Source organism: Chryseobacterium kimseyorum (assembly GCF_025971945.1).
Lineage (GTDB): Bacteria > Bacteroidota > Bacteroidia > Flavobacteriales > Weeksellaceae > Chryseobacterium > Chryseobacterium kimseyorum.
In genome coordinates this window covers 24131-45418 of record NZ_JAPDHW010000023.1, presented here as the reverse complement: position 1 = coordinate 45418, position 21288 = coordinate 24131, and the positions used below count along the sequence as shown (strand labels likewise).

The window sequence follows — 21288 nt, the reverse complement described above, 5'->3', positions numbered from 1 at the left end:
CGATGCTGCCAAGTCTTGCTGAGGACACAAAATAAACATTTGAAATACTGTCATAAGCAATTCCTTCAGGATAAGATTCCGGAGCATTAAATTCAATTCTTGCCGTAGGCTGATCAGGAATGGCAGCGGCACAGCCTACCATCAGTAAGCATACTATTAATTTTTTCATACTTTTTTATTTTTGCTTAATACTGTAAAGGACACCGTTGGCATCGTCAGATATATAGACAGTACCTGATGCCGTAATTGCCACACCTGCGGGCCTTCCAAATCTCGTTTTACCTTTAAGGAAACCAGTTAAAAAGTCATCTGCCCCTATCGGCTTGCCGTTAGAAAACCTGATTCTCTGCACTTTAAAACCAACAGGTTTGCTTCTGTTCCAGGATCCGTGCCAGCTAACCAACGCGTCTCCACTGTAAGGAGAACCTGCCGGGAAAAACTGAAATCCGATAGGTGCCATATGCGCCTGGTATTCGGCAGAAGAAGGCTCAGTGGTTTCTACCCATTTTTCTTTGCTGTTTCCTGCCGGGTCTTCACGGGTTTTATCAACCTCCTTTTTGGCATACGCAAAAGGATATCCGTAGTTTTTACCTTCTTTTATATTGTTAAGTTCTTCCGGTGGCCAGTCATCACCCTTTGCATCACCGCCGTTATCCATTCCCCAAAGTTCATTGGTCTGTGGATGCCAGTCAAAACCGATGGTGTTCCGAAGACCTGATGCGAAAATCATTCTTTTCCCTGTAGAAGGATCAACCTGTATCATCGTTGCAGCCTCGCGGTCGGACTCTTTACAGTCATTACAGAGTGTTCCGATTGAAATATAAAGCTTACCATCCGGCCCGAAATCCATGGTTCTGTTGGGATGTTGTCCTGCACTCGGCATATCATTAAAAAGCATTTGTTTATTGGACAATGTTCCGTCTGTGTTGACTGTGTATCTGCGCAATTCATTATTGTTACATAAATACATCAATCCATCTTTCATAGTAATTCCGTGGACGCCTTTAAATTCTGCTACCACAGTTTTTACTTCCTCAAATTTGCCGTCGTTGTTGGTATCTTTTAAAAGGAGCACATCTCCTGTATCACGTCTTGTGATGTAAAGATTTCCATTGGGAGTATGATAAAGCATTCTCGGTTTTCCTAAACCTGAAGCAGCGATCGATACCGTCCATCCGTCCGGAACTTTTAAGAGATTAACCATTTCGGGGAGGAAATCGAGATGTTCCGGGTAATTGGTAGAATGGGTAATTTTTGTAATATCCTTGGGAGGAATTCCTCGCTGTGCCGACACCGATGAAAACACAAAAGCCGTAACGATAGGAATAACTTTAAAAATATAGTGCGTGCTCATCTATTATATGGGTTTAAAAAAACATCAAGCTGCAAAACCAGCTTGATGTAAAGTTATTTAATTATTATCCTCTTCAGCAGCTTCAAAATTGATAGTGTTATATGCAGAATCAGTTAACAATGCGTCTGCTTCTTTTTCTTCTGCAAGGGTCGCTTCAAGTAGTGAGGAAATTTCGTCTTCGCCAAGCGTTTTTGCGAAAGCAGCCAATGTTCCATAAGATGCAATCTCATAATGTTCGATCTTCTGCGAAGCGGAAATGATTCCCGCATCTCTCACAGGACCTGCTTCTGTTTCTTCCATAATACTTTCACCTTCCTTAATAAGACCTTCCATGGCATCGCATTTTTTACCCCGGTTAGATTCCCCAAGAATTTCAAAGATCTGATCTAATCTTTGCACTTGACCTTCCGTAACTTTTACATGCTCTTCTATTGCAGATACAAGTTTAGGTTCGGTTGCATTTTTAGCCATTTTCGGCAAAGATTTCAGCAATGCCCTTTCTGCATAAATAATGTCTTTCAACTCATCGATGAACAATTCTCTCAGCCCTTCCGCCGCTGAAGATTTTGCCTTGATGTTTCCCGTAGAATTTGCATTCTGATTTTCTGTCTTTTTCATATATAATTTGTTTTAGATGATTGTATAAGCGTTAATAACAAAGATCATTCATAATAACATCCTGTTTTATGACATTAGTCATAATGACTTAACATGCTCATTTTTTAATCTAAAAAGCGGAAGCTATGTGATATGACAAATACAATGTTGCGATGAAAAATTGTTTTTTTGCCAAGTACACTTCTGCACGTAATCTAAGATACTTATACCAACAGCAATATGTAGTCATAAAGCTATGATGACTACAGAGCTATGAAACTGTAGTATTCAGTATCGAACAACTGGAATTATTTATTTCAATGTGCTATGAAAGACCGCATTATGGAGCTGGAATACTAAAGAGATACTTCTAAAGATCTTCTATAATGGGATTATAAATGAAGATAATCAGAATATGGCAAGATAAGATGACGTAGGTAATTGGTATGGTTTCTTACATGATCAGGAAGAAAGTTCAGTTTGCACTTACTTCTAATGACTTGAAAATCGAAGCTCTTTCGAGGTCATTAATGGTAGGATCTTTATTGGGGGTGGGGGTATTCCAACACAGTTAAAATTTAGTAAAGATCTTCAGATTATTAATTCATTATTTAATAGCACATATATTTTAAATTATAGGGTACTTAATAACTATATGAAAATTTTCCCATCAATAATTTTAACGATGTTTTCAAATTCCATCGTTTTTACCGTACGTATAACGGTCTCAACACGCAGACCTGTCAACGAAGCCAATTGCTGTCTTGTAAATGGGACCTCGTATCGCTTTTTTCGATGCTTTTTCAGCATTTTAAAGTGATCAATTACTGCGATAATCTTTTGACGTGGTTCACTATACGCTATCTGATTTATTAACGTCATCCTATAGTTGGCGCTATCAGAAATATGTTGAATGAGTCTCGACTGTATGTTTGGGTAATTTAGTAGAAATTTGTAGAATGTTTCCCTAGGCAATGCATAAACACTACATGAATTAAGTGCAATTGCAGTAATGTTATAAGGATTGTCAGTAAATAAAAATGTTTCCCCTACCGGGTCTCCCGCATTAGAAAAATCATGAATAAATTGACGATTACCCTCTCTTTCGTTTATAACTTTTAAGCATCCACTCTTAACCTGAAAATAATTTTGAGGAATATCTCCTACTGAAAAGAGGTCTTCTTCCCTTGAAAGAACGATTAATTCAGTTTTAGAAGCTATAAGTAGCTTTTCATCAATAATCATAATTAGTTATTTATTGTGATTGATAATCTTAAAAATTATTGGTCATTACAGAATATTCTAAAATACCATTTATGTATATTTGTCTTTATGACTGTGATCACTGATTGAAAAAGATTTTCTAGATCTTTAATGCCATAGCAATTTTTTAACTCCAAATTATTTTATGTCAGGACCTATGGTCTAAAACATACTAGTAAAAAAAATTCTTTCATAAATTTAAGCCCTTAAATTTTAAGTTAGAATAACAATATCAAATTCATGAATTACAAACTAGAAATCAACACTCAGGATCCTTCTTCATCACTGGTATTTAATATGATTACATTTGAGTCGTTTAAGATCAACATCATTGAGAGATATGCTGGACGCATGAATCTTAATCCTAAATTAATTGAAGTCTTTGTAAAAGTACGAACCTTGAATGATCAACTCGTTAAGAAAATTGATGGCAACTCTCGAATACGTGTAATCGGTGACGACTTAACCATTTATGCGCAGTTATCAAAGGATTTACAATCCGTTGATATATCTAAAGAATTGAAGAATAAATTAACATTTGAACAGGACTATGTATATTTTATCTTAAAGTTGGTGCTCAATAATTATGAGTTGAATTCAGCCCTTTCGAAATCCACCTAAATTGAGAATATTGTTCTTAAAGAGTTTTCCTTACGAAGTTTTTAAGCTCGATATCTTTAAGTTAACTGTGCGGCATCAGTATAATCTGGCAGAAATAATTTACAAAATTTTATTTTGTAAATCTTACAGTTTTTACCTTGCTCCGCCCACACCAGTGTTTGGTTTATTATTTTTTTTGTAATTAGTTGGTGATTCCTCCGCCTGTTTTGAAACTGTCGACGAATCATCCACTGTAATTGCTTTTTCAGAATTTGGTACAGCAGAATTCCCAACTTTGTTACGAAGAAAATCTTTGTCATGCTCATTCTTGTAATCTTCACGACCTTCTTTCTTCTGAGCGCAATTAATTAGTACCAATAAAATGGTAAGCGCTGTATATCTCGTACTTTTCATTTTAATTTCTGTTCTTAGAATCAATATCAGTTTCTGATTTCTCAAAGTCATTCGTATGGGATTCCGCTTCACCACTACCATCATCTTCAAGAGGTGCACGAACCTCTTCCCGGCGATGTTTTCTAGTAAATACATAAAGAACAATGGCTAAAATCAAAAGCATAACACTGATTGTCGATAAGACTTCAAACATCCCATAATCTTCTTTATCTGCGAGTAATACAATAATCAAGTTTTTCATACACAGTATATTTAGTTGGTCGAAGCAGTTTTAATTTCATTGGTTCTGATGTCAGTTCCTAGTCTCTGGAGATATGCAATCAAGGCAATAATTTCTTTTCTCTCCAATTCTCCTGCCTTTCTGGTCGAATAAGCAGTTTTTAAATCCTGAGCTTCGACAAAAATGTCTTTCACTATTTCTGCTGCCTGGTTGTCAGCCCATCGGTCAGCTGAATCAATTTGAGCTTTTGTGTAAGGAACGTTAAAAGCATCTTTCATCAGTTTAATTTTACTGACCATTGTAGACCGATCTAAATTATTGGAAATTAACCAAGGATATCGCGGCATTATAGAACCTGCAGATGTGGATCTAGGATTGTACATATGTTTGTAATGCCATGAACTTGGATTTCTGCCACCCTCCCTATGCAGGTCGGGTCCAGTTCTTTTGGATCCCCAAAGGAATGGACGGTCATAAATAAATTCTCCAGCTTTCGAATACTGTCCGTTCTTTCCATTAAATCTGGTAATTTCATCTCTAAAAGGTCGCACCATCTGTGTATGACATGCATTACATCCCTCCCGGATGTAAATATCCCTTCCTTCCAGTTCTAAAGGTGAATATGGTTTTACTGCTGAGATAATAGGAACCGATTTGTCCATTGACAATGTGGGAAGTATTTCCGTCATACTTCCGATCGAGATTGCAACAAAAGACAATATTCCCATCAGAACAGGCATCCGTTCAAGCCACAAATGCGCACCCTCACCTTCTTTACGTTTATTGCTGATATCTGCCAGAGCAAAGGCTTCTGCGTGTACATTCTTCTGAAAAGAACCCTTTCTAACTGTTGCTACCAAATTAATTACCATTAAAACTCCACCGGACAAATAAAACAGTCCTCCCACAAATCTCAATTGAAAATACGGAATTATGGCAGTTACAGTGTCCAGCCAGTTTTTCCAAAGTAATGTTCCATCTGGATTAAACTGTTTCCACATCAACCCTTGTGTAAAACCGGAAATATACATTGGTACCACATAAAAAATAATGCCAAAAGTACCCAGCCAAAAGTGCCAGTTGGCCAATTTTACAGACCAAAGCTGCGTTCGCCAAAGAATAGGAATCAAATAATAAATCACTCCGAACGCCATAAAACCATTCCACCCTAATGCACCAACATGTACGTGACCGATAACCCAGTCAGTAAAGTGTCCTATTTTATTAATGTTTTTGGTAGCCAAAAGAGGTCCTTCAAATGTTGCCATTCCGTAACATGTTACAGCAACAACGAAAAATTTTAATATAGGGTTTACTCTTACTTTATCCCATGAACCTCGCAGCGTTAAGAGACCATTCAACATACCACCCCAAGATGGTGCTATAAGCATGATCGAAAATCCGGTACCAACTGCCTGAGCCCATGCCGGTATTGACGTGTATTGCAGATGGTGGGGCCCTGCCCATATATAAACAAATATCAATGACCAGAAATGAATAATTGATAATTTATAAGAAAATACGGGACGATCTGCTGCTTTCGGCAAAAAGTAGTACATCAACCCCAATACCGGTGTTGTAAGAATAAAAGCAACTGCGTTATGTCCATACCACCATTGAACAACGGCATCCTTCACTCCTGCATACATAGAATACGATTTCCATCCACTAAAACTTAACGGAACTTCAAGATTGTTAAAGATATGAAGCATGACAAATGCTATCCAAGTACCTACATAAAACCAAATTGCGACGTATAAATGTCTGACTCTGCGATGAGCAATCGTCAGAAACATATTGAGTCCAAATACAATCCATGAGAAACCGATTAAAATGTCAATTGCCCATTCGTGTTCCGCATACTCTTTTGATGTATTAATTCCCATAAAAAATGTAATGTAGGTGGTTACAATCATGAATTGCCAAGACCAAAAATGAATCCATGACAGAACATCACTATACATTCGGGTTTTCAATAATCTTTGGAGTGAATAATATATCCCGACAAATACATTATTACATACAAAAGCAAAAATTACACTCGTTGTGTGAAGCATCCTGATCCGACCAAATCCGAAAGCACCCTGAGTATTCATTAAACCCTGTATATTTTGTGCAGAAAATGATTTGATTGTAGGATCATCAGTTCCGAATAAATATTCGGGAAGTTCTGGATAAAACAATAGCAAGGCTGCTGTGAGTCCAAAAATAAATCCGAAGAGCGCGAACACAACAGTAGCATATAAAAATGCTTTCACAATAGAATTGTCGTAACTAAATTTTTCTGGCTCCATAAGAATCTTTATATGTTATTACTGAATAATAAAAATGAGTTTAATTAAATAATGTGTATATCTATTGTACAGATAATGTCAATACTTTTCAAATATCTGATGAATTAAAAGTAAACTTATTGATCCCGAAATCATAGTACCAACAGAGCCAATTTCCCAGGCGCCCGCAGGCGTTAAGCTAATAGTTGCTGAGAGAAGTCCAGCAACGACAGCTCCGGTATTGCTAAGCATAATAGTCACCATCCAAGACACTCTTGAAAAATCCCTTAATATCAATTTGGCTAATAGCCCAACAATTGATCCGACAATAATCTAAGCTAATAACTTCAAGTATTATATTGATTAAAATGATTTTTAATTACTACATATTAACAATATCTGGTAAGCTCCAGATGCTGTTATGGTATCAGAGATCAGAACATGTAATTTTCCTTTACTAAACTGAGAAACTATTAAATCCTCTGACATCTTCTTTTTCCCTTGATATACATACCCTTCTTGTGGAAGATCATTTTTCAATTGAAGGACATTTATCGCAGATTTGTCAACAATACTCAACACATTCGAACAACCATTCGAATTTCTAAAAACAGTCACTACCATCAATTGTTCTAAATGGTCACTGTCATTAGTATAAACTTTTTGATTTTCATCTTCAATATCCTTAACACGCGTGAATTTATGTTTTGAAACCATAAGATCATCTAGAACATCAAATTCATGCTGTCCAATCTCATTTATTTGGATAGCATCTAATATCTGAGCATAACTACAACAAAAGAAGAAAGTAAAAATTAAAGCAAGATATCTCATATCATATGTTAATTTGTAGAGAATAAAAAGTCACATAACGCAAAACTATTTTATTGGCTTTCCAGCTTTTAAAAACATAGAATTTAACCTTTTAAAACAATATCTTGAGCAATTGCCCGGTTTACGGGTTGAAAACTGTGCTTATGGATTTGGTATAATAAATTTTCGCAGGGTGAAAATATAATTCTTCCGAATCTAAAGCACCAATTAAAGTTGACATAGTTTGTTTATATAGAAGTCACTTCGCAATCTGGTCAAAAGTTATTTTACTTACTATTGATTATGTAGATGCCAGCTTGCAGCTTAGCATTAGCGAATATTTGCTAACAACAGAGCCTTTTTTAAACGGACATACTGGCTGAACTATCGATTTGCTAGCGACTTTCGGTAGCACTGTTAAAAGAGCTAAAGAATATATTGTTTCCATATACTAGATTTGTTTTGGTAATTCAAATGTATAAACAAGAGTAAACTGATCTTATGACAATGATCATAACAGCAGACATTTCATAATGTATAGCACACTTTTGCCAAATCAGCTCTATGACGATAAATCAACGTCTTAAAAAATGGAAAAGGAATTTAGAACTATAAAGCAGTATAATCTTACATCAGCTGTGATTTCATAAAGAACTTAAGAAATTGACTTTATCCGCAGGACGAAATCAAGATCCATATCACTTGACTCACTTACATTTTTATAAGTCTATAATTGAAAGTTTTATGTCTCTAATTTTGATCTTGAATGGATCAAGCTTTGAAAATGATAACAACATCGATTTGATTAAAATATTGGATTATATAACACATATTATAATACGATTGGTTGAGTTGACAGCGTAGTTTACTGAGAGTTGAATCGATTGAGATTTTTAGAACGGAAAGTGCAGGACACTCTATCAATATGTTCGCACTAATTTCGCTATAAATCAAATGGCTATGCTTTGGAAAATAACCCTACCATTCATTTTATGTTATTTTAATTTGATGAGCAATGCACAACAGCTGGCATTTCCTGGAGCTGAAGGCTTTGGTCGTTTTGCATCCGGCGGTCGTGGCGGAACAGTTTATCATGTAACCAATCTCAACGACGCAGGAGCAGGTTCATTTAGGGACGCCGTAAGCAAGAGCGGTAGAACTGTTGTTTTTGATATTGCAGGTGTGATCAAGATCAAAGAAAAGATCTCGGCTGCTCCAGGAATTACAATTGCAGGACAGACCGCACCCGGAATCGGTGTAACGGTTTACGGCAACGGTGTATCTTTTGGTGGAAATACAATTGTCAGGTACATGAGATTCAGAGGAAGCATTGATATGCCCAAAGGTGCATGCACCGTGGTAGCAGATGATTTGAAGGATATTATCTTTGACCACGTTTCCATCGAATGGGGCAGATGGGACAACCTACACGTAAAGAACAGCAGCAATATAACTTTTCAATACTGCCTTATCGGAGAAGGCATAGACCCTCAACGTTTCGGGGCACTTCTGGAGAATCCTAAAGATATAACGGTACACCATTGTCTATGGACAGGGAACCAGAGCCGCAATCCTAAAGCGAAGGCAAAGATCGAATATATTAATAATGTGGTCTACAATTGGGGTAAAAGTGCATTCGTTGGAGGACATTCGGCAACAGACCACTTCCAGGATATTGTGGGAAACTACTTTATTGCAGGACCAAGTTCTACCAGTGATTTTTTAAGTATGTTTACTGCTACAGATCACGTATATCACAGAGATAATTATATTGATCTCAATAAAGATGGTAAAGTAAACGGACGGTTGGTGAATGATGAAGATTTTATCAGACAAAAAGCAACTCTAATAAAAGAACCGTCAGCATTACTGAGAAGTAATGTTACTATTCATGCTGCATCAGATGCCTGGAAAATTGTCATGGCGGAAGCAGGTTCTTCTTTAAGACGCGATGCAGTAGATAAGCGAATCATTGGTTATTTTAAAAGCCTTGGTAAAAAAGGTCAGATCTTTAAAACTGAAGTTGATGCTGGCGGACAACCGAAAGTGAAAGCCAAGACCTCAAAATTAAAGGACACTGACGCAGACGGAATACCGGATCGCTGGGAAAGTGAAAAAAAGCTAAATATGAATGATGCCGCAGATGCAGCAACTATAACCCAAACAGGCTTTACGAATCTGGAAAACTATATCAACAGCATTGTAAAATAGCACGAAAATTCATATGGAAAATTACCATGAATTGATTGGACGCTTAATATCAAACGGAGACAGCAATAATTTGACAAAAAAACTCCTTTTTGCGAGCATCCCAACAGTTTAGAAGAATAAGCAGCAACGACGGCGTCAAGACTTTGAGATCTTGTGTTCAGCAATTCCATTATCACAAACTGCCATTTAGCAGAAGTACATTAATACTTTCTCTAAAATTAAACTCCGCAGCCATTTACCGCACATCAACCCCGGCATATTAACCTGCCACTACGTAACCAGAGATGAATACACAGACAAGTAACAGCTATATTTTAGTAGATATTTAATGTAGAGTTAAAGCTAATAAATTTAAAAAAATATTTTCGAAGGAAATATAGATTTTAGATTCATAAATTTGCGATTTACATCTCTAAAAAATTATGACTAATATCTACAACACAAAGCCCATCGATAAAATAACGCAGCCTCTTCAGAGATTTATACAACAGGAAAAATCAGGAGGACTGCTTCTGGGGATTAGCGTTATTATCGCATTGATATTGGCTAATACCGGTCTGTCGGAGGACTACCACCATTTTCTTGAACAGACTTTTGGATTCAGATGGAATGGCAAAAGCCATTTTGATTTCAGTGTCCACCACTGGATCAATGACGGATTGATGTCGATCTTCTTCTTCGTAGTCGGTCTTGAGCTTAAACGCGAGATCATTGGCGGAGAATTGTCTAATCCGAGAAAGGCGATGCTTCCGATTGTTGCCGCCATCGGAGGAATGCTAATGCCTGCATTAATCTATCTTTTGCTCAACCCTACCGGAGAGATGCATCAAGGTTGGGGCATCCCAATGGCCACGGATATCGCCTTTGCTCTGGGTGTTCTCTTTCTCTTGGGTAAAAAGATCCCACTTTCATTAAAAGTGTTTTTGACAGCTCTCGCAATCGTTGATGATCTGGGAGCTGTTCTTGTTATCGCACTTTTCTACACTTCCAACATTGAGATGACTTATCTGATCATTGGCCTGCTGATTTTAGGCGTAATGTATCTAGGAAGTAGATTGGGAATCAGGTCTGTCTTTTTCTTTGCATTTTTGGGGATTGCAGGCGTTTGGACCTGTTTTATAATTTCCGGCGTTCACGCCACGATTGCTGCAGTATTGGCCGCATTTACCATCCCTGCGGATGTGAAGATCAAAGAGACCGTCTTTATATTAAAAATAAGCAACTACCTGGAATCTTTTAAAAATATAGACCCTATGGAAAATACACCGACCCTCACCAATGACCAGCTGCACGTGCTGGAAAAAATAAATGAGGCTACTATTGCTGCAACACCTCCACTGCAAAGACTAGAACACGCAATGCATCCTTTCGTGACGTTCTTCATTATTCCTGTCTTTGCCATTGCCAACGCCGGAGTTTCACTCGATATTGATCTTAATAGCCTGGTTGATACCAATGTGGCATTAGGTGTCGCTTTGGGTTTGTTACTTGGGAAGGTTTTGGGTGTGGTCGGATTCACCGCTGTCTTCATAAAATTGAAAGTAGTAAAATTACCGGAGGGTATGAATATCCGTAATCTTTTGGGAATTGGTTTTCTGGCATCCATAGGATTTACAATGTCGTTGTTTATCACATCCCTAGCTTTTACCCACGAGGAGTACAAGACCCAGGCGAAGATCGGAATATTTGCCGCCTCAATTATTGGCGGGATTATTGGCTATGTGATCCTTAACAGTAATTCAGAAAAGAAAGGAATCGATGAATAATATTTTTAATTTCCTTGATCTCCATAGTTGGAAAGAACAAGTTGATAAGGTATTGAAAAATGAAACATCTAATCTATCATTCTTTGTATTTCATCCACAATATAAAATGGCAGCGGAAATGCCCATTTAATTCATAAGATAACATTATAGAAGTGAAAATTCATAATAAAAAACGATTAATAAGTTTTCTTAGATTTAAAAGAGACTTTCAACAATATGGCCTTGAAAAGGCGCGTAGCTATGAATTGATCCTGCATTGGCTCAATAATAGGCTCAGTAGAAGTCAGTTCCTTCTGCTCTCCGGTATTCTTGTTGGCTGTACGGCCGGTTTAGCAGGTGTTCTCCTGAAAACAATTGTTCACAACATCCATTTCTTCATTACACACAAAGTACATTTTGAATACCAGATCTTATTCTACGTCATCTTTCCCTTCTTGGGAATTGTATTGACCACCACTATCGTCCTTACCATATTCAAAGGCCAGGACAGAAAAGGAATTGGTGCGATCCTGTATGAAATCGCCCAAAACTCAAGCATTGTTTCTTATGTAAAAACCTACTCTCAAATCGTACAAAGTGCCATTACGGTGGGTCTCGGAGGATCAGCGGGTCTGGAAAGTCCAATTGCCGTCACTGGCGCAGCGATCGGCTCCAATTATGCGCAGACCTATCGACTCAATTACAAAGAAAGAACTCTGCTATTGGCAGCAGGCGCCACAGCAGGTGTTGCTTCAGCCTTCAATGCCCCGATCGCAGGCGTTATGTTTGCTTTTGAGATTCTATTGACAGGAGTAGTTTTCACAGATTTTATTCCTTTGGTAGTTGCGGCGGTCTGCGGAAGTCTACTCTCCCGGATCCTTCTTCAGGAAGATATCCTTTTCAGATTTCATACAAGGGAGGCCTTCGATTACCGGAATCTTCCCTACTATCTTGTTTTAGGTATTGTGACCGGAATATATGCAAGATATTTTCTGATCATTTCACAAAAGGTCGAACATTTTATGAAGGAACTGCAGATGCCTCGTATCCGAAAAGCAATGCTGGGTGGCGCTATACTATCTTTACTTTGTGTGCTCTTTCCACCATTATTCGGTGAGGGATATGACACGGTAAAAACTTTTACCAATGGAAACACAAACTCTATTATAGAAAACAGCCTTTTTCGGTATTTTGAGATCAAACAATGGACGATCATTATATTTTTAGTTTTAATCTGTCTATTAAAGGCCTTTGCTACCTCCTTCACCATTTTCAGCGGTGGTAATGGTGGAAATTTCGCACCTTCCCTATTTGCCGGAGGTACTGTTGGATTTTTGTTTGCAATAGTCTGCCAGCAGTTCGGATTCAAGGATGTGCCCGTGTCTAACCTTGTTCTTGTGGGAATGGCCGGCGCAATGAGCGGCGTTTTGTACGCACCACTAACAGCAATATTTCTTATTGCAGAATCCAGCTTCGGATATGACCTTTTCATTCCGTTGATGATCGTTTCGGTGATCTCGTATCTCATTGCAAAATGGTTCTCTCCGATTTCCCCAGAACTTAAATCACTGGCGGAAGAGGGGAAGATCTTTACCAGTCAGCACGACAAGAATCTTTTATTTGCCTTGCATACTGGAGATTTAATCGATAAATATTCCCAAACTATAAATGAAAATGCTGGGATAGAAGAACTGTCCAATTTAGTAAAGAATGGCAATAAGAATATTTTCGCAGTTATTGACATTGATAAAAAATTGAGGGGTATTCTTACACTGGATGACATCAGACCATATTGTTTTTGTACCGGAAATAATGCAATGCCGACGTTAACAAAATTGATGAGAGCCCCTGCTGCTTTTATTCATCCGGAGGACAAAGCCAGGGACATCCTTCAGATCTTTGACAATACCGACACCTGGAGTCTTCCGGTAGTAGATGAAGAAAATATTTTTCTCGGTTTCATTTCTAAATCTTCAATACTTACCAGTTATCGGGACTTATTAAGGGATTATTCAGATTAATCTGATTAATCAGATTATGATTGTAGAATAATATCATAACTCAGTCATCTCCTTTTTGCCTTTAGTAGAGCAACTCTTTTTTTATTTAGCCCACATTTGTAAAGCAGCTCTTAATTTAACTATAGTGTTTGAGGGTGTCTTTCGTTTCTTATCTGAAAGCTACACGGCAGATCCTGTGCCGTCTATATTATTTGCTGTTTTACAGGTGCTGTTGTAAATTATTTTAGTCTACAAAAGAAACTTGATAAAGCCAAAGTTATTTCTGTCATCAATTAAACATTCACTCAAGATCTAAAAATAGGTTTCTAGTGGCTATTGATCAAATAAATTTTATGATCTTAGATCAATATAATAATTTTTCAATGTGGTAACTTATCTTTAAAATAACCATAAATCCATGTTCCGATTACGGCACTCATTAAAGTAATAACAATGCCAAAAGCTCCTGTTCCGATCTGTGCAAAAAGAGGTCCCGGACAGGCACCCGTGATGGCCCAGCCAAACCCGAAGATCAAACCTCCGTAAATTTGTCCTTTGTTAAAAGTTTTAGGAGCAATGGAAATTTTTTCTCCGTAAATAGTTTTAACTTTAAATTTTTTGAGGATCCAAACGGAAATCATCCCCGTCACAACTGCGCTTCCAATCACGCCGTACATATGAAACGACTGGAGACGGAACATTTCCTGGATTCTGAACCAACTGATAATCTCCGCTTTTACAAACACGATTCCGAATAAAATACCAACAATTAAATATTTAATATTGCGATACCATTTGTGCTGAAGATGGCTTTCGTTGGTACAAATGGTATCTTGGTGACGTATATCTGTTTCTTTTTTCATTATTAGATACATTTAGAGTGAAAGAATGATGGGCAAAATCACGTTTGCCATTAAAAAACCGCCAATCATAAAGCAGATCGTTGCTACTAAAGACGGCCATTGAAGATTGGAAAGTCCCATTATGGCGTGTCCGCTGGTGCAGCCTCCCGCATATCGGGTTCCGAAGCCAACCAAAAATCCGCCGACAACCATCAGAATGACTCCTTTTAACGTCAATAAACTTTCAAAATTCATCAGTTGTTTCGGAACAAGATCGCTGTAATCCGTGATCCCATAGGTTGCCAATTCTGCTTTAAGGTTTGAATTGACTGTAATTTCTCCAGGAATCATTAGTAAATGAGCAGCAATCATTCCTCCGAAGAAAATACCGAGGATAAAAAATAAGTTCCAGGATTCTTTTTTCCAGTCATATTTGAAAAAACTCACGTTTGCTGGAATACAGGCTGCACAAATATGGCGTAACGACGAACTGATCCCGAAAGATTTATTGCCTAAAATCAGCAAAGCCGGAACGGTAAGACCTATCAGCGGGCCTGCAATATACCAAGGCCAGGGTTCTTTTATGATATCTAACATTAATTTACTTATTTGATTTAAAATTACTTCAAAACTTTACTTTGACAAACGAAATCGCTTTTGGGGACATCAGTTTGTGTGATGGCTTTAAATCCACCTTCAATTTCGGTAAAATTCCGGTAACCTCTTGCCAGGAGAATGCTCGCCGCCATCATACTTCGGTACCCGCCTGCACAATGAAGATAAAAATGTTCGGTCGGTTCAATATGGTTAACCCACTCATTGATGTAAGCCAAAGGTTTACTGTAGGCTTCATTGACGTGTTCCGCTTCATACTCACTTTCTTTTCGTACATCAATAATCTTCACCTCTTTATTTTTAATTTCCTTTTCAAAATCTGTAGCAGAAATTCGATGAACTTTGTCAATTTCTTTTCCACTGTTTTTCCAGGCTTCAAAACTACCTTTTAGAAAACCTAAAACATTGTCAAACCCTACTCTACTGAGTCTTGTAACCGTTTCCTCCTCATAATTTTCATCGGTAATTAACAAAATAGGTTGTTTTATATCTACAATCAGAGCTCCGACCCAAGGTGCGAAATCTCCGTTTAATCCGATATTAACAGATTGAGGAACAAAACCTTTTGCAAAATCTTCATTATTTCTAACATCCAAAATAAAAGCTCCTGAATGTTCTGCCATTTCCTCAAATTCTTCAGGAGAAAGAGAGTGAAGACCTTTTGACAAAACCTCATCAAAACTGTCGTAGCCTTTTTTATTCATCGCTACATTCATCCCGAAATAAGCCGGCGGCGGAAGAAGTCCGTCTGTCACAGCTTTGATAAAACTTTCTTTATCTTTTTGAATCAATGCATAATTGGTTTTCTTTTGATTACCCAACGTATCAACTGTTTCTTTCTGCATATTTTTTCCGCAGGCAGAACCCGCTCCGTGCGCGGGATAAACAATAATCTCATCATCTAAAGGGAGAATTTTTTGGTATAAACTTTCGTAAAGAAGTCCTGCCAATTCTTCCTGAGTCATATTCGCCGATTTCTGAGCTAAATCAGGACGACCAACATCGCCGAGAAACAAAGTATCTCCACTGAAAAGTGCTTTTTTCTTTCCGTTTTCATCGATTAACAAAAAGGAAGAACTTTCCATCGTATGCCCCGGCGTATGCATAACTTTGATTTTGATTTTTCCCACTTCAAAAACCTGATTGTCCTCGGCAATAATCGCATTGAATTCGGGCTTTGCAGTTGGTCCGTACACGATTGGCGCATTTGTTTTTTTACTTAAATCAACGTGGCCACTCACAAAATCTGCGTGAAAATGCGTTTCAAAAATGTATTTTAATTTTACATTGTCTTTTTCTAGTCTGTCAATGTAAGGTTGAGTTTCTCTTAAAGGATCAAGGATTGCCGCTTCACCTTCAGAAACGATGTAGTATGCTCCCTGAGCTAAACATCCCGTATAAATCTGTTCTATTTGCATTTTGATATTTTTTATTTAATTTTAATTTGATACAAATTTCTGTCTTTGTTTTATGTTGTACAGCTACTTTTGTTACATAAGAGTTTTAATAAATTATGTCCTATTTTGAAATACCGAATGTTTGCAGCCCGACTTGAACGGAGCTCTTTTTGTGAGGAGGAACGACGAGCAAAAAGCGGGAGTGGAAGGCGGATTAAGCTGCCCAAATAATATTAGAAGAAAAGTTCTTTAATAATAATGTAAATTCCCATCACCAGAATAAACCATCCGAATACAGGTTTTAGCTTTTTGCCATCAATTTTCTTTGATAATTGTGCCCCAATGATTATTCCAACAACTGCAATCGCGGAGATTCTTCCTAATAAATTCCAATCTATTCTGATGTGATTACTGGATGAAAAAAATCCGATCAGAGAATTTAGGGAGATGATAATCAGAGAGGTTCCAATAGCAACTTTCATTGGCGTTTTCAGAAGATTGACCAAGGCAGGAATAATTATAAATCCACCCCCTGCTCCTACCAGACCTGTCAGGATACCGACTACAGATCCTTCAGCTACTGCTAAAGGTGTATTGTTATTTTCTGAAGCGATTGTTTCAATTTTTAATCCCACTCTTTTCCGTATCATTTTATAGGAAGCGGTAATCATTAATCCTGCAAATAGCAACAGAAGAAAAATATCTTTGGTCACTATAAAATTTCCCCTTCTAAAAACTTCGCCGGGAATTAAAGGAAGAAGAAAATTTCGGGTAAGAAAAATGGATACGATAGATGGAACGCCAAAAATAAATGCCGTTTTGAAATCGACCAATCCTTTTTTAAAGTAAGAAAAGGAGCCAACCAAACTGCTGATTCCCACAATAAAAAATGAATATTCTGTAGCGAGAAAAGCGTCAATTCCAAATAGATAAACCAAAACCGGAACGGTAAGAATACTTCCGCCACCCCCTATTAATCCTAAAGAAATACCTATAAAAACCGATGCTATATATCCGAAAATTTCCATGTTTAATTTCTATAAAGCAAAAATGGAAATATCTGTGAAGCTGTACAGCTACTTTTGTTACATAGGGAAATTTAAATAGAATCTGAAAGGATAATTTTGTTTCTACCCAGTTTTAATTTACCGGAATCTTCCAGCTGTTTCAGAAGTCTGGACACAACTACTCTAACTGTTCCGAGTTCATTGGCAAGCTGTTCGTGAGTGATTACGATGGTTTTAGAACGGGAGATTTCTGATTTCTTACTGAGGAGATTCAGTAATCTTTCATCTACTTTTTTAAAGGCAATCGCATTGATAATATCGAGCAATTCTTCAAAACGTTTGTGATAGAGCCTGAAAATGTAATCCAGCCATTCCGGATATTCTTTGATGAATAGTGTAACTTTATCCATTGGTAAAAACAAGATCTCTGAATCTTCCTCCACTTCGGCCTTTACAATACTTTTCTCATTGTGCATCCCACCAAGAAACGACATAATGCAACTTTCACCTGCTTTGATGTAGTAGAGTAAAATTTCTCTGCCATCTTCTTCTGTCCTTATTACTTTTAACAATCCTTTCATTACAATCGGAATGGAACGTATGGAAGCATTTTCATCCAGAATGATGTCACCTTCGTGGTATGTTTTCAGGATACCGTTTTGATAAAGCTTATTAGTTAATTCCGCTGAAGAACTGAATTCGGAAGAAATTATATTTGGGTTCATTATGTGAAAATATGCAACGAATTTACATTAATTTATAAATTTTCGATTTTACATCAAATAATTTTTTTTATCAATAAAATATATCGTAATATTGCAATATTAAATTATTATGGGAGCTACGAAAACTGATCACTTTACAGATCAACAAAATAAAATAGCAGTGATAGCAAAAGCATTGGGACATCCTGCAAGAGTCGCCATCATAGAATATCTGCTCAAGGTAAATACGTGTATCACGGGAGACATCGTCAATGAATTACCCTTGGCACAACCCACCATATCCCAGCATTTGAAAGAACTGAAAAATGCGGGTTTGATAAAAGGCAGTATTGAAGGAAATTCCGTTTGTTACTGCATCGATGAAAATACTTTCGAGATCCTTAAAGATTACTTTTCAAAAATTATCAATACGGTTACCGATCAGAAATGCTGTTGATGCATTTTTTTACTGTGAAATATCGCAATATTGCATTAGTACAATATGTTATTAGAATTTCAAAACCCTACCGTAAAATTAAAACGATTAAATCAAAATAGTATGACACTAGAACAAATAAAAGAAATCTTGCCGACATTGGAGAATGTAGAGTTTCAATTGGAAGACGGGACTTTTGTGCCTGAGCATTTCCACGTGACGGAAGTCGGACAGATCAATAAAAAATTCATTGATTGTGGCGGAACGATTCGTCAGGAATCTGTGGTCAATTTTCAATTATGGAATGCAGATGACTACGAGCATCGGTTAAAACCAAGTAAACTGCTCGATATTATTAAACTTTCTGAGGAGGAATTAGGAATTGAAAATAATGAGATCGAAGTGGAATATCAAAGCAATACCATTGGTAAATATGATCTGGAGTTCAATGGGAAAGTTTTTGTTCTGAAAAGTAAGACCACGGCTTGTCTTGCTCAGGATGCTTGCGGAATTCCTTCGGATAAGTTGAAAAAGAATCTGGCGGAACTGCCTGTTACTAATGCTAATACTTGTACGCCAGGCGGAGGCTGTTGCTAAATCAATTTCTATATGGAAGCATTCGACAAAAGATCGCATTGGGAAAACATTTACCAAAATAAACCTTTGGAAACGGTAAGCTGGTATCAGCCTGATCCCGAGACCTCTTTACAATTTATCCGCCAGCTCGATTTACCTAAGTCCGCCAAGATTATTGACATTGGCGGAGGGGACAGTTTTCTTGTGGATCATCTGCTTGAGCTAGGGTATGAAGATATTACAGTGCTCGACATTTCCCATACATCCATAGAACGGGCAAAAGCAAGGCTAGGAAGCAAAGCCGACAAAGTGCAGTGGATCACTACAGATATTTTGGATTTCAGACCAACAGAACTATATGATTTTTGGCACGACAGGGCGGCCTTTCATTTTTTGACCGAAGAAAATGATGTGGATCATTATATAGAAACTACAGGAAATGCAATCTCCAGAAATGGAATGATGGTAATCGGTACCTTTTCGAAGCTCGGACCAAAAAAATGCAGCGGTATCGATATTAAACAATATTCAGAACAGACAATGACAGATCGGTTTGAGAAATATTTTGAAGCAGTCGAGTGTTTTTCTGTTGATCATAAGACACCATTTGAAACCATTCAGAATTTTGTATTCTGCAGCTTCAGAAGAAAAAACACCATTTCTGATAATGTTAAAGCTTAACCATACCGACAATAGCAAAACCACCATTTTAATTAGGCTAATGGTTGGTGCAGTATTCCTTTCGGAAGGTATCCAGAAGTTGCTTTTCCCAGCGTTGCAAGGTTCCGGGCGATTTGAAAAAATAGGATTGCCCTTACCCGAGTTTTCCGGAAATCTCGTAGGGACATTTGAAATCCTGTGTGGCGTAATGGTAATACTGGGATTACTTACCAGATTGGCCAGCATTCCTTTGATCATTATTATGCTAGTTGCTTTTGCCACTACAAAAACAGAAGTCTACATCGAAAAAGGATTATGGGAACTGCTGCATGGAAGCCGAACTGACTGGGCTATGCTTTTGGGAAGCATTTTTTTGCTGCTCAAAGGTGGAGGCTACTGGTCATTAGATAATAAGTTAATGACCGATGGAAAATAAGGTAAGCATCACAGAGATCATCCTTCTTTTTCTCAAACTGGGAATCATCGGTTTTGGAGGTCCCGCAGCGCACATTGCCATGATGCAGAATGAAGTGGTGGCCAAAAGGAAATGGATGAGCGAACAGCATTTTCTGGATCTGCTGGGAGCAACCAACCTCATTCCGGGTCCCGACAGTACGGAAATGGCCATACACATCGGCTATGACAAAGGCGAATGGAAAGGTCTGCTAGCAGCTGGCTTGTGCTTTATTTTCCCCGCCGTTTTGATCACGGGAGTTTTTGCTTTTTTATATCATCAATATGGGCAGCTGCCTCAAGTTCAACCGTTCATTTACGGTATCAAGCCTGCGATCATTGCGGTGATCATCGGCGCAGTGGTTCCATTGGCAAAGAAGTCGATCAAATCTGCATTCCTGGCTTTGGTCGGTATGGCTGTATTATTAGGTTCCTTATCAGGAATCATCGAGATTTATCTGATGTTTGGTGCGGGCTTCTTGGCCATAGCTGTATTCTCGTTTCAAAACAGGAATAATGTTAACACTATGCAGGGTTTTGTTCCTTTATTATTTTTCAAGGTTGGTCAAAGTGAATTTCTTTCAGAAACAAATGTCAAATTGTTCTGGATCTTCCTGAAGATCGGCTCAATACTGTATGGGAGCGGATATGTGTTATTTGCATTCTTAGATACAGAATTGGTTGCAAAAGGCTTGATCACCAGACAGCAATTAATAGATGCGATCGCAGTGGGACAGGTCACACCGGGACCGGTTTTCTCGTCTGTGACTTTTATCGGTTATCAGATCAACGGTTTGTCCGGTGCCATTCTCTCGACCATTGCCATATTTCTTCCGTCATTTGTTTTCGTCGCATTGCTCAAACCATTGATGAAAAGGATTCGGCGATACAAAAGCCTTTCCGCATTTCTTGATGCCGTCAATGTAGCTTCTGTAGCAATCATAGTTGCGATATGCTTCACAATGGGGAAAGAAACTATTACCGAATGGCGAACGATCATTATCGCATTAGCAAGTGCCTTTGTTGTTTTCAATCATCAAAAAATCAATAGTGCGTTCATCGTATTAGGAGGTGCATTATTAGGTTACATTTTAAATACAATCTAATT

Annotated in this window: 21 protein-coding genes; 9 read left to right on the top strand and 12 right to left on the bottom strand. The window is 37.8% G+C overall.

All coding sequences use genetic code 11. The features are described from left to right. Positions 1 to 175: 175 nt before the first annotated feature. From OMO38_RS19085 to OMO38_RS19075, 3 genes are all read right to left on the bottom strand, one after another. Positions 176 to 1354: a PQQ-dependent sugar dehydrogenase gene (locus OMO38_RS19085; RefSeq protein WP_264751772.1), complete on the bottom strand. Its 1179-nt coding sequence runs from the start codon at positions 1352 to 1354 to the stop codon at positions 176 to 178. A gap of 57 nt (positions 1355 to 1411) precedes the next feature. Then, positions 1412 to 1972 carry a YciE/YciF ferroxidase family protein gene (locus OMO38_RS19080; RefSeq protein WP_264751771.1) on the bottom strand — a complete coding sequence of 187 codons (561 nt, stop codon included), beginning with the start codon at positions 1970 to 1972 and terminating at the stop codon, positions 1412 to 1414. 630 nt (positions 1973 to 2602) lie between these two features. Then, complete coding sequence (locus OMO38_RS19075) at positions 2603 to 3196, bottom strand: Crp/Fnr family transcriptional regulator (RefSeq protein WP_264751770.1); 594 nt, start codon at positions 3194 to 3196, stop codon at positions 2603 to 2605. Positions 3197 to 3454: 258 nt separating this feature from the next. Between OMO38_RS19075 and OMO38_RS19070 the strand changes: the two genes are divergently transcribed. Next, positions 3455 to 3835, top strand: a complete 381-nt coding sequence (locus OMO38_RS19070; protein ID WP_264751769.1) for a prevent-host-death protein — start codon at positions 3455 to 3457, stop codon at positions 3833 to 3835. Positions 3836 to 3967: 132 nt separating this feature from the next. Here OMO38_RS19070 and OMO38_RS19065 read toward each other — a convergent pair whose 3' ends face one another. The 4 genes from OMO38_RS19065 to OMO38_RS19050 all read right to left on the bottom strand — a co-directional run bounded on the left by OMO38_RS19065 (position 3968) and on the right by OMO38_RS19050 (position 7555). Continuing rightward, positions 3968 to 4228 carry a hypothetical protein gene (locus OMO38_RS19065; RefSeq protein WP_264751768.1) on the bottom strand — a complete coding sequence of 87 codons (261 nt, stop codon included), beginning with the start codon at positions 4226 to 4228 and terminating at the stop codon, positions 3968 to 3970. Position 4229: 1 nt separating this feature from the next. Beyond that, complete coding sequence (locus OMO38_RS19060; RefSeq protein WP_264751767.1) at positions 4230 to 4469, bottom strand: hypothetical protein; 240 nt, start codon at positions 4467 to 4469, stop codon at positions 4230 to 4232. An 11-nt stretch (positions 4470 to 4480) separates the two neighbouring features. Further along, a complete protein-coding gene (ccoO, locus tag OMO38_RS19055; RefSeq protein WP_264751766.1) occupies positions 4481 to 6742 on the bottom strand; it encodes a cytochrome-c oxidase, cbb3-type subunit II in 2262 nt (753 codons plus the stop codon). A 354-nt stretch (positions 6743 to 7096) separates the two neighbouring features. Beyond that, positions 7097 to 7555 (bottom strand): hypothetical protein, encoded by a 459-nt coding sequence (locus OMO38_RS19050; protein WP_264751765.1) that lies wholly within the window; start codon positions 7553 to 7555, stop codon positions 7097 to 7099. A 939-nt stretch (positions 7556 to 8494) separates the two neighbouring features. On the opposite strand from OMO38_RS19050, the gene OMO38_RS19045 reads away from it, so the two are divergent. From OMO38_RS19045 to OMO38_RS19035, 3 genes are all read left to right on the top strand, one after another. Then, positions 8495 to 9745: a pectate lyase family protein gene (locus OMO38_RS19045; protein ID WP_264751764.1), complete on the top strand. Its 1251-nt coding sequence runs from the start codon at positions 8495 to 8497 to the stop codon at positions 9743 to 9745. Between the two features lie 422 nt (positions 9746 to 10167). Beyond that, the gene (nhaA, locus tag OMO38_RS19040) at positions 10168 to 11511 is read left to right on the top strand and encodes a Na+/H+ antiporter NhaA (RefSeq protein WP_264751763.1); all 1344 of its coding nucleotides are present in this window, start codon (positions 10168 to 10170) and stop codon (positions 11509 to 11511) included. A gap of 152 nt (positions 11512 to 11663) precedes the next feature. Next, positions 11664 to 13511, top strand: a complete 1848-nt coding sequence (locus tag OMO38_RS19035; protein ID WP_264751762.1) for a chloride channel protein — start codon at positions 11664 to 11666, stop codon at positions 13509 to 13511. A 359-nt stretch (positions 13512 to 13870) separates the two neighbouring features. Here the strand turns inward: OMO38_RS19035 and OMO38_RS19030 are convergent, their stop codons facing one another. The 5 genes from OMO38_RS19030 to OMO38_RS19010 form a co-directional block, all read right to left on the bottom strand. Then, positions 13871 to 14353: a YeeE/YedE family protein gene (locus tag OMO38_RS19030; RefSeq protein ID WP_264751761.1), complete on the bottom strand. Its 483-nt coding sequence runs from the start codon at positions 14351 to 14353 to the stop codon at positions 13871 to 13873. Between the two features lie 12 nt (positions 14354 to 14365). Next, positions 14366 to 14929, bottom strand: a complete 564-nt coding sequence (locus tag OMO38_RS19025) for a YeeE/YedE family protein (protein ID WP_264751760.1) — start codon at positions 14927 to 14929, stop codon at positions 14366 to 14368. A 23-nt stretch (positions 14930 to 14952) separates the two neighbouring features. After that, positions 14953 to 16365 carry an MBL fold metallo-hydrolase gene (locus OMO38_RS19020; protein ID WP_264751759.1) on the bottom strand — a complete coding sequence of 471 codons (1413 nt, stop codon included), beginning with the start codon at positions 16363 to 16365 and terminating at the stop codon, positions 14953 to 14955. Positions 16366 to 16577: 212 nt separating this feature from the next. Then, the gene (locus OMO38_RS19015) at positions 16578 to 17372 is read right to left on the bottom strand and encodes a sulfite exporter TauE/SafE family protein (RefSeq protein ID WP_264751758.1); all 795 of its coding nucleotides are present in this window, start codon (positions 17370 to 17372) and stop codon (positions 16578 to 16580) included. A 71-nt stretch (positions 17373 to 17443) separates the two neighbouring features. Next, the gene (locus OMO38_RS19010; protein ID WP_264751757.1) at positions 17444 to 18076 is read right to left on the bottom strand and encodes a Crp/Fnr family transcriptional regulator; all 633 of its coding nucleotides are present in this window, start codon (positions 18074 to 18076) and stop codon (positions 17444 to 17446) included. 109 nt (positions 18077 to 18185) lie between these two features. Between OMO38_RS19010 and OMO38_RS19005 the strand changes: the two genes are divergently transcribed. The 5 genes from OMO38_RS19005 (at position 18186) to chrA (ending at position 21286) form a co-directional block, all read left to right on the top strand. Then, a complete protein-coding gene (locus OMO38_RS19005) occupies positions 18186 to 18512 on the top strand; it encodes an ArsR/SmtB family transcription factor (protein WP_191177908.1) in 327 nt (108 codons plus the stop codon). A 102-nt stretch (positions 18513 to 18614) separates the two neighbouring features. Beyond that, entirely contained in the window at positions 18615 to 19088 is a 474-nt protein-coding gene (locus tag OMO38_RS19000; protein ID WP_264751756.1) for a DUF6428 family protein, read from the top strand. A 12-nt stretch (positions 19089 to 19100) separates the two neighbouring features. After that, on the top strand, positions 19101 to 19748 hold the full coding sequence (locus tag OMO38_RS18995; RefSeq protein ID WP_264751755.1) for a class I SAM-dependent methyltransferase: 648 nt from the start codon (positions 19101 to 19103) through the stop codon (positions 19746 to 19748). Continuing rightward, the gene (locus OMO38_RS18990; protein ID WP_264751754.1) at positions 19735 to 20163 is read left to right on the top strand and encodes a DoxX family protein; all 429 of its coding nucleotides are present in this window, start codon (positions 19735 to 19737) and stop codon (positions 20161 to 20163) included. The genes OMO38_RS18995 and OMO38_RS18990 overlap by 14 nt, the downstream gene beginning before the upstream one ends. Continuing rightward, positions 20153 to 21286: a chromate efflux transporter gene (gene chrA, locus OMO38_RS18985; RefSeq protein WP_264751753.1), complete on the top strand. Its 1134-nt coding sequence runs from the start codon at positions 20153 to 20155 to the stop codon at positions 21284 to 21286. The genes OMO38_RS18990 and chrA overlap by 11 nt, the downstream gene beginning before the upstream one ends. Positions 21287 to 21288 lie beyond the last annotated feature (2 nt).

Coding starts and splice junctions, on each gene's coding strand:
- chrA (WP_264751753.1), top strand. CDS start 20,153: ATGGAAAATAAGGTAAGCATCACAGAGATCATCCTTCTTTTTCTCAAA.
- OMO38_RS19080 (WP_264751771.1), bottom strand. CDS start 1,972: ATGAAAAAGACAGAAAATCAGAATGCAAATTCTACGGGAAACATCAAG.
- OMO38_RS19005 (WP_191177908.1), top strand. CDS start 18,186: ATGGGAGCTACGAAAACTGATCACTTTACAGATCAACAAAATAAAATA.
- OMO38_RS19000 (WP_264751756.1), top strand. CDS start 18,615: ATGACACTAGAACAAATAAAAGAAATCTTGCCGACATTGGAGAATGTA.
- OMO38_RS18995 (WP_264751755.1), top strand. CDS start 19,101: ATGGAAGCATTCGACAAAAGATCGCATTGGGAAAACATTTACCAAAAT.
- OMO38_RS19075 (WP_264751770.1), bottom strand. CDS start 3,196: ATGATTATTGATGAAAAGCTACTTATAGCTTCTAAAACTGAATTAATC.
- OMO38_RS19020 (WP_264751759.1), bottom strand. CDS start 16,365: ATGCAAATAGAACAGATTTATACGGGATGTTTAGCTCAGGGAGCATAC.
- OMO38_RS19025 (WP_264751760.1), bottom strand. CDS start 14,929: ATGTTAGATATCATAAAAGAACCCTGGCCTTGGTATATTGCAGGCCCG.
- OMO38_RS19030 (WP_264751761.1), bottom strand. CDS start 14,353: ATGAAAAAAGAAACAGATATACGTCACCAAGATACCATTTGTACCAAC.
- OMO38_RS18990 (WP_264751754.1), top strand. CDS start 19,735: ATGTTAAAGCTTAACCATACCGACAATAGCAAAACCACCATTTTAATT.
- nhaA (WP_264751763.1), top strand. CDS start 10,168: ATGACTAATATCTACAACACAAAGCCCATCGATAAAATAACGCAGCCT.
- OMO38_RS19070 (WP_264751769.1), top strand. CDS start 3,455: ATGAATTACAAACTAGAAATCAACACTCAGGATCCTTCTTCATCACTG.
- OMO38_RS19050 (WP_264751765.1), bottom strand. CDS start 7,555: ATGAGATATCTTGCTTTAATTTTTACTTTCTTCTTTTGTTGTAGTTAT.
- OMO38_RS19010 (WP_264751757.1), bottom strand. CDS start 18,076: ATGAACCCAAATATAATTTCTTCCGAATTCAGTTCTTCAGCGGAATTA.
- OMO38_RS19065 (WP_264751768.1), bottom strand. CDS start 4,228: ATGAAAAGTACGAGATATACAGCGCTTACCATTTTATTGGTACTAATT.
- ccoO (WP_264751766.1), bottom strand. CDS start 6,742: ATGGAGCCAGAAAAATTTAGTTACGACAATTCTATTGTGAAAGCATTT.
- OMO38_RS19015 (WP_264751758.1), bottom strand. CDS start 17,372: ATGGAAATTTTCGGATATATAGCATCGGTTTTTATAGGTATTTCTTTA.
- OMO38_RS19060 (WP_264751767.1), bottom strand. CDS start 4,469: ATGAAAAACTTGATTATTGTATTACTCGCAGATAAAGAAGATTATGGG.
- OMO38_RS19085 (WP_264751772.1), bottom strand. CDS start 1,354: ATGAGCACGCACTATATTTTTAAAGTTATTCCTATCGTTACGGCTTTT.
- OMO38_RS19045 (WP_264751764.1), top strand. CDS start 8,495: ATGCTTTGGAAAATAACCCTACCATTCATTTTATGTTATTTTAATTTG.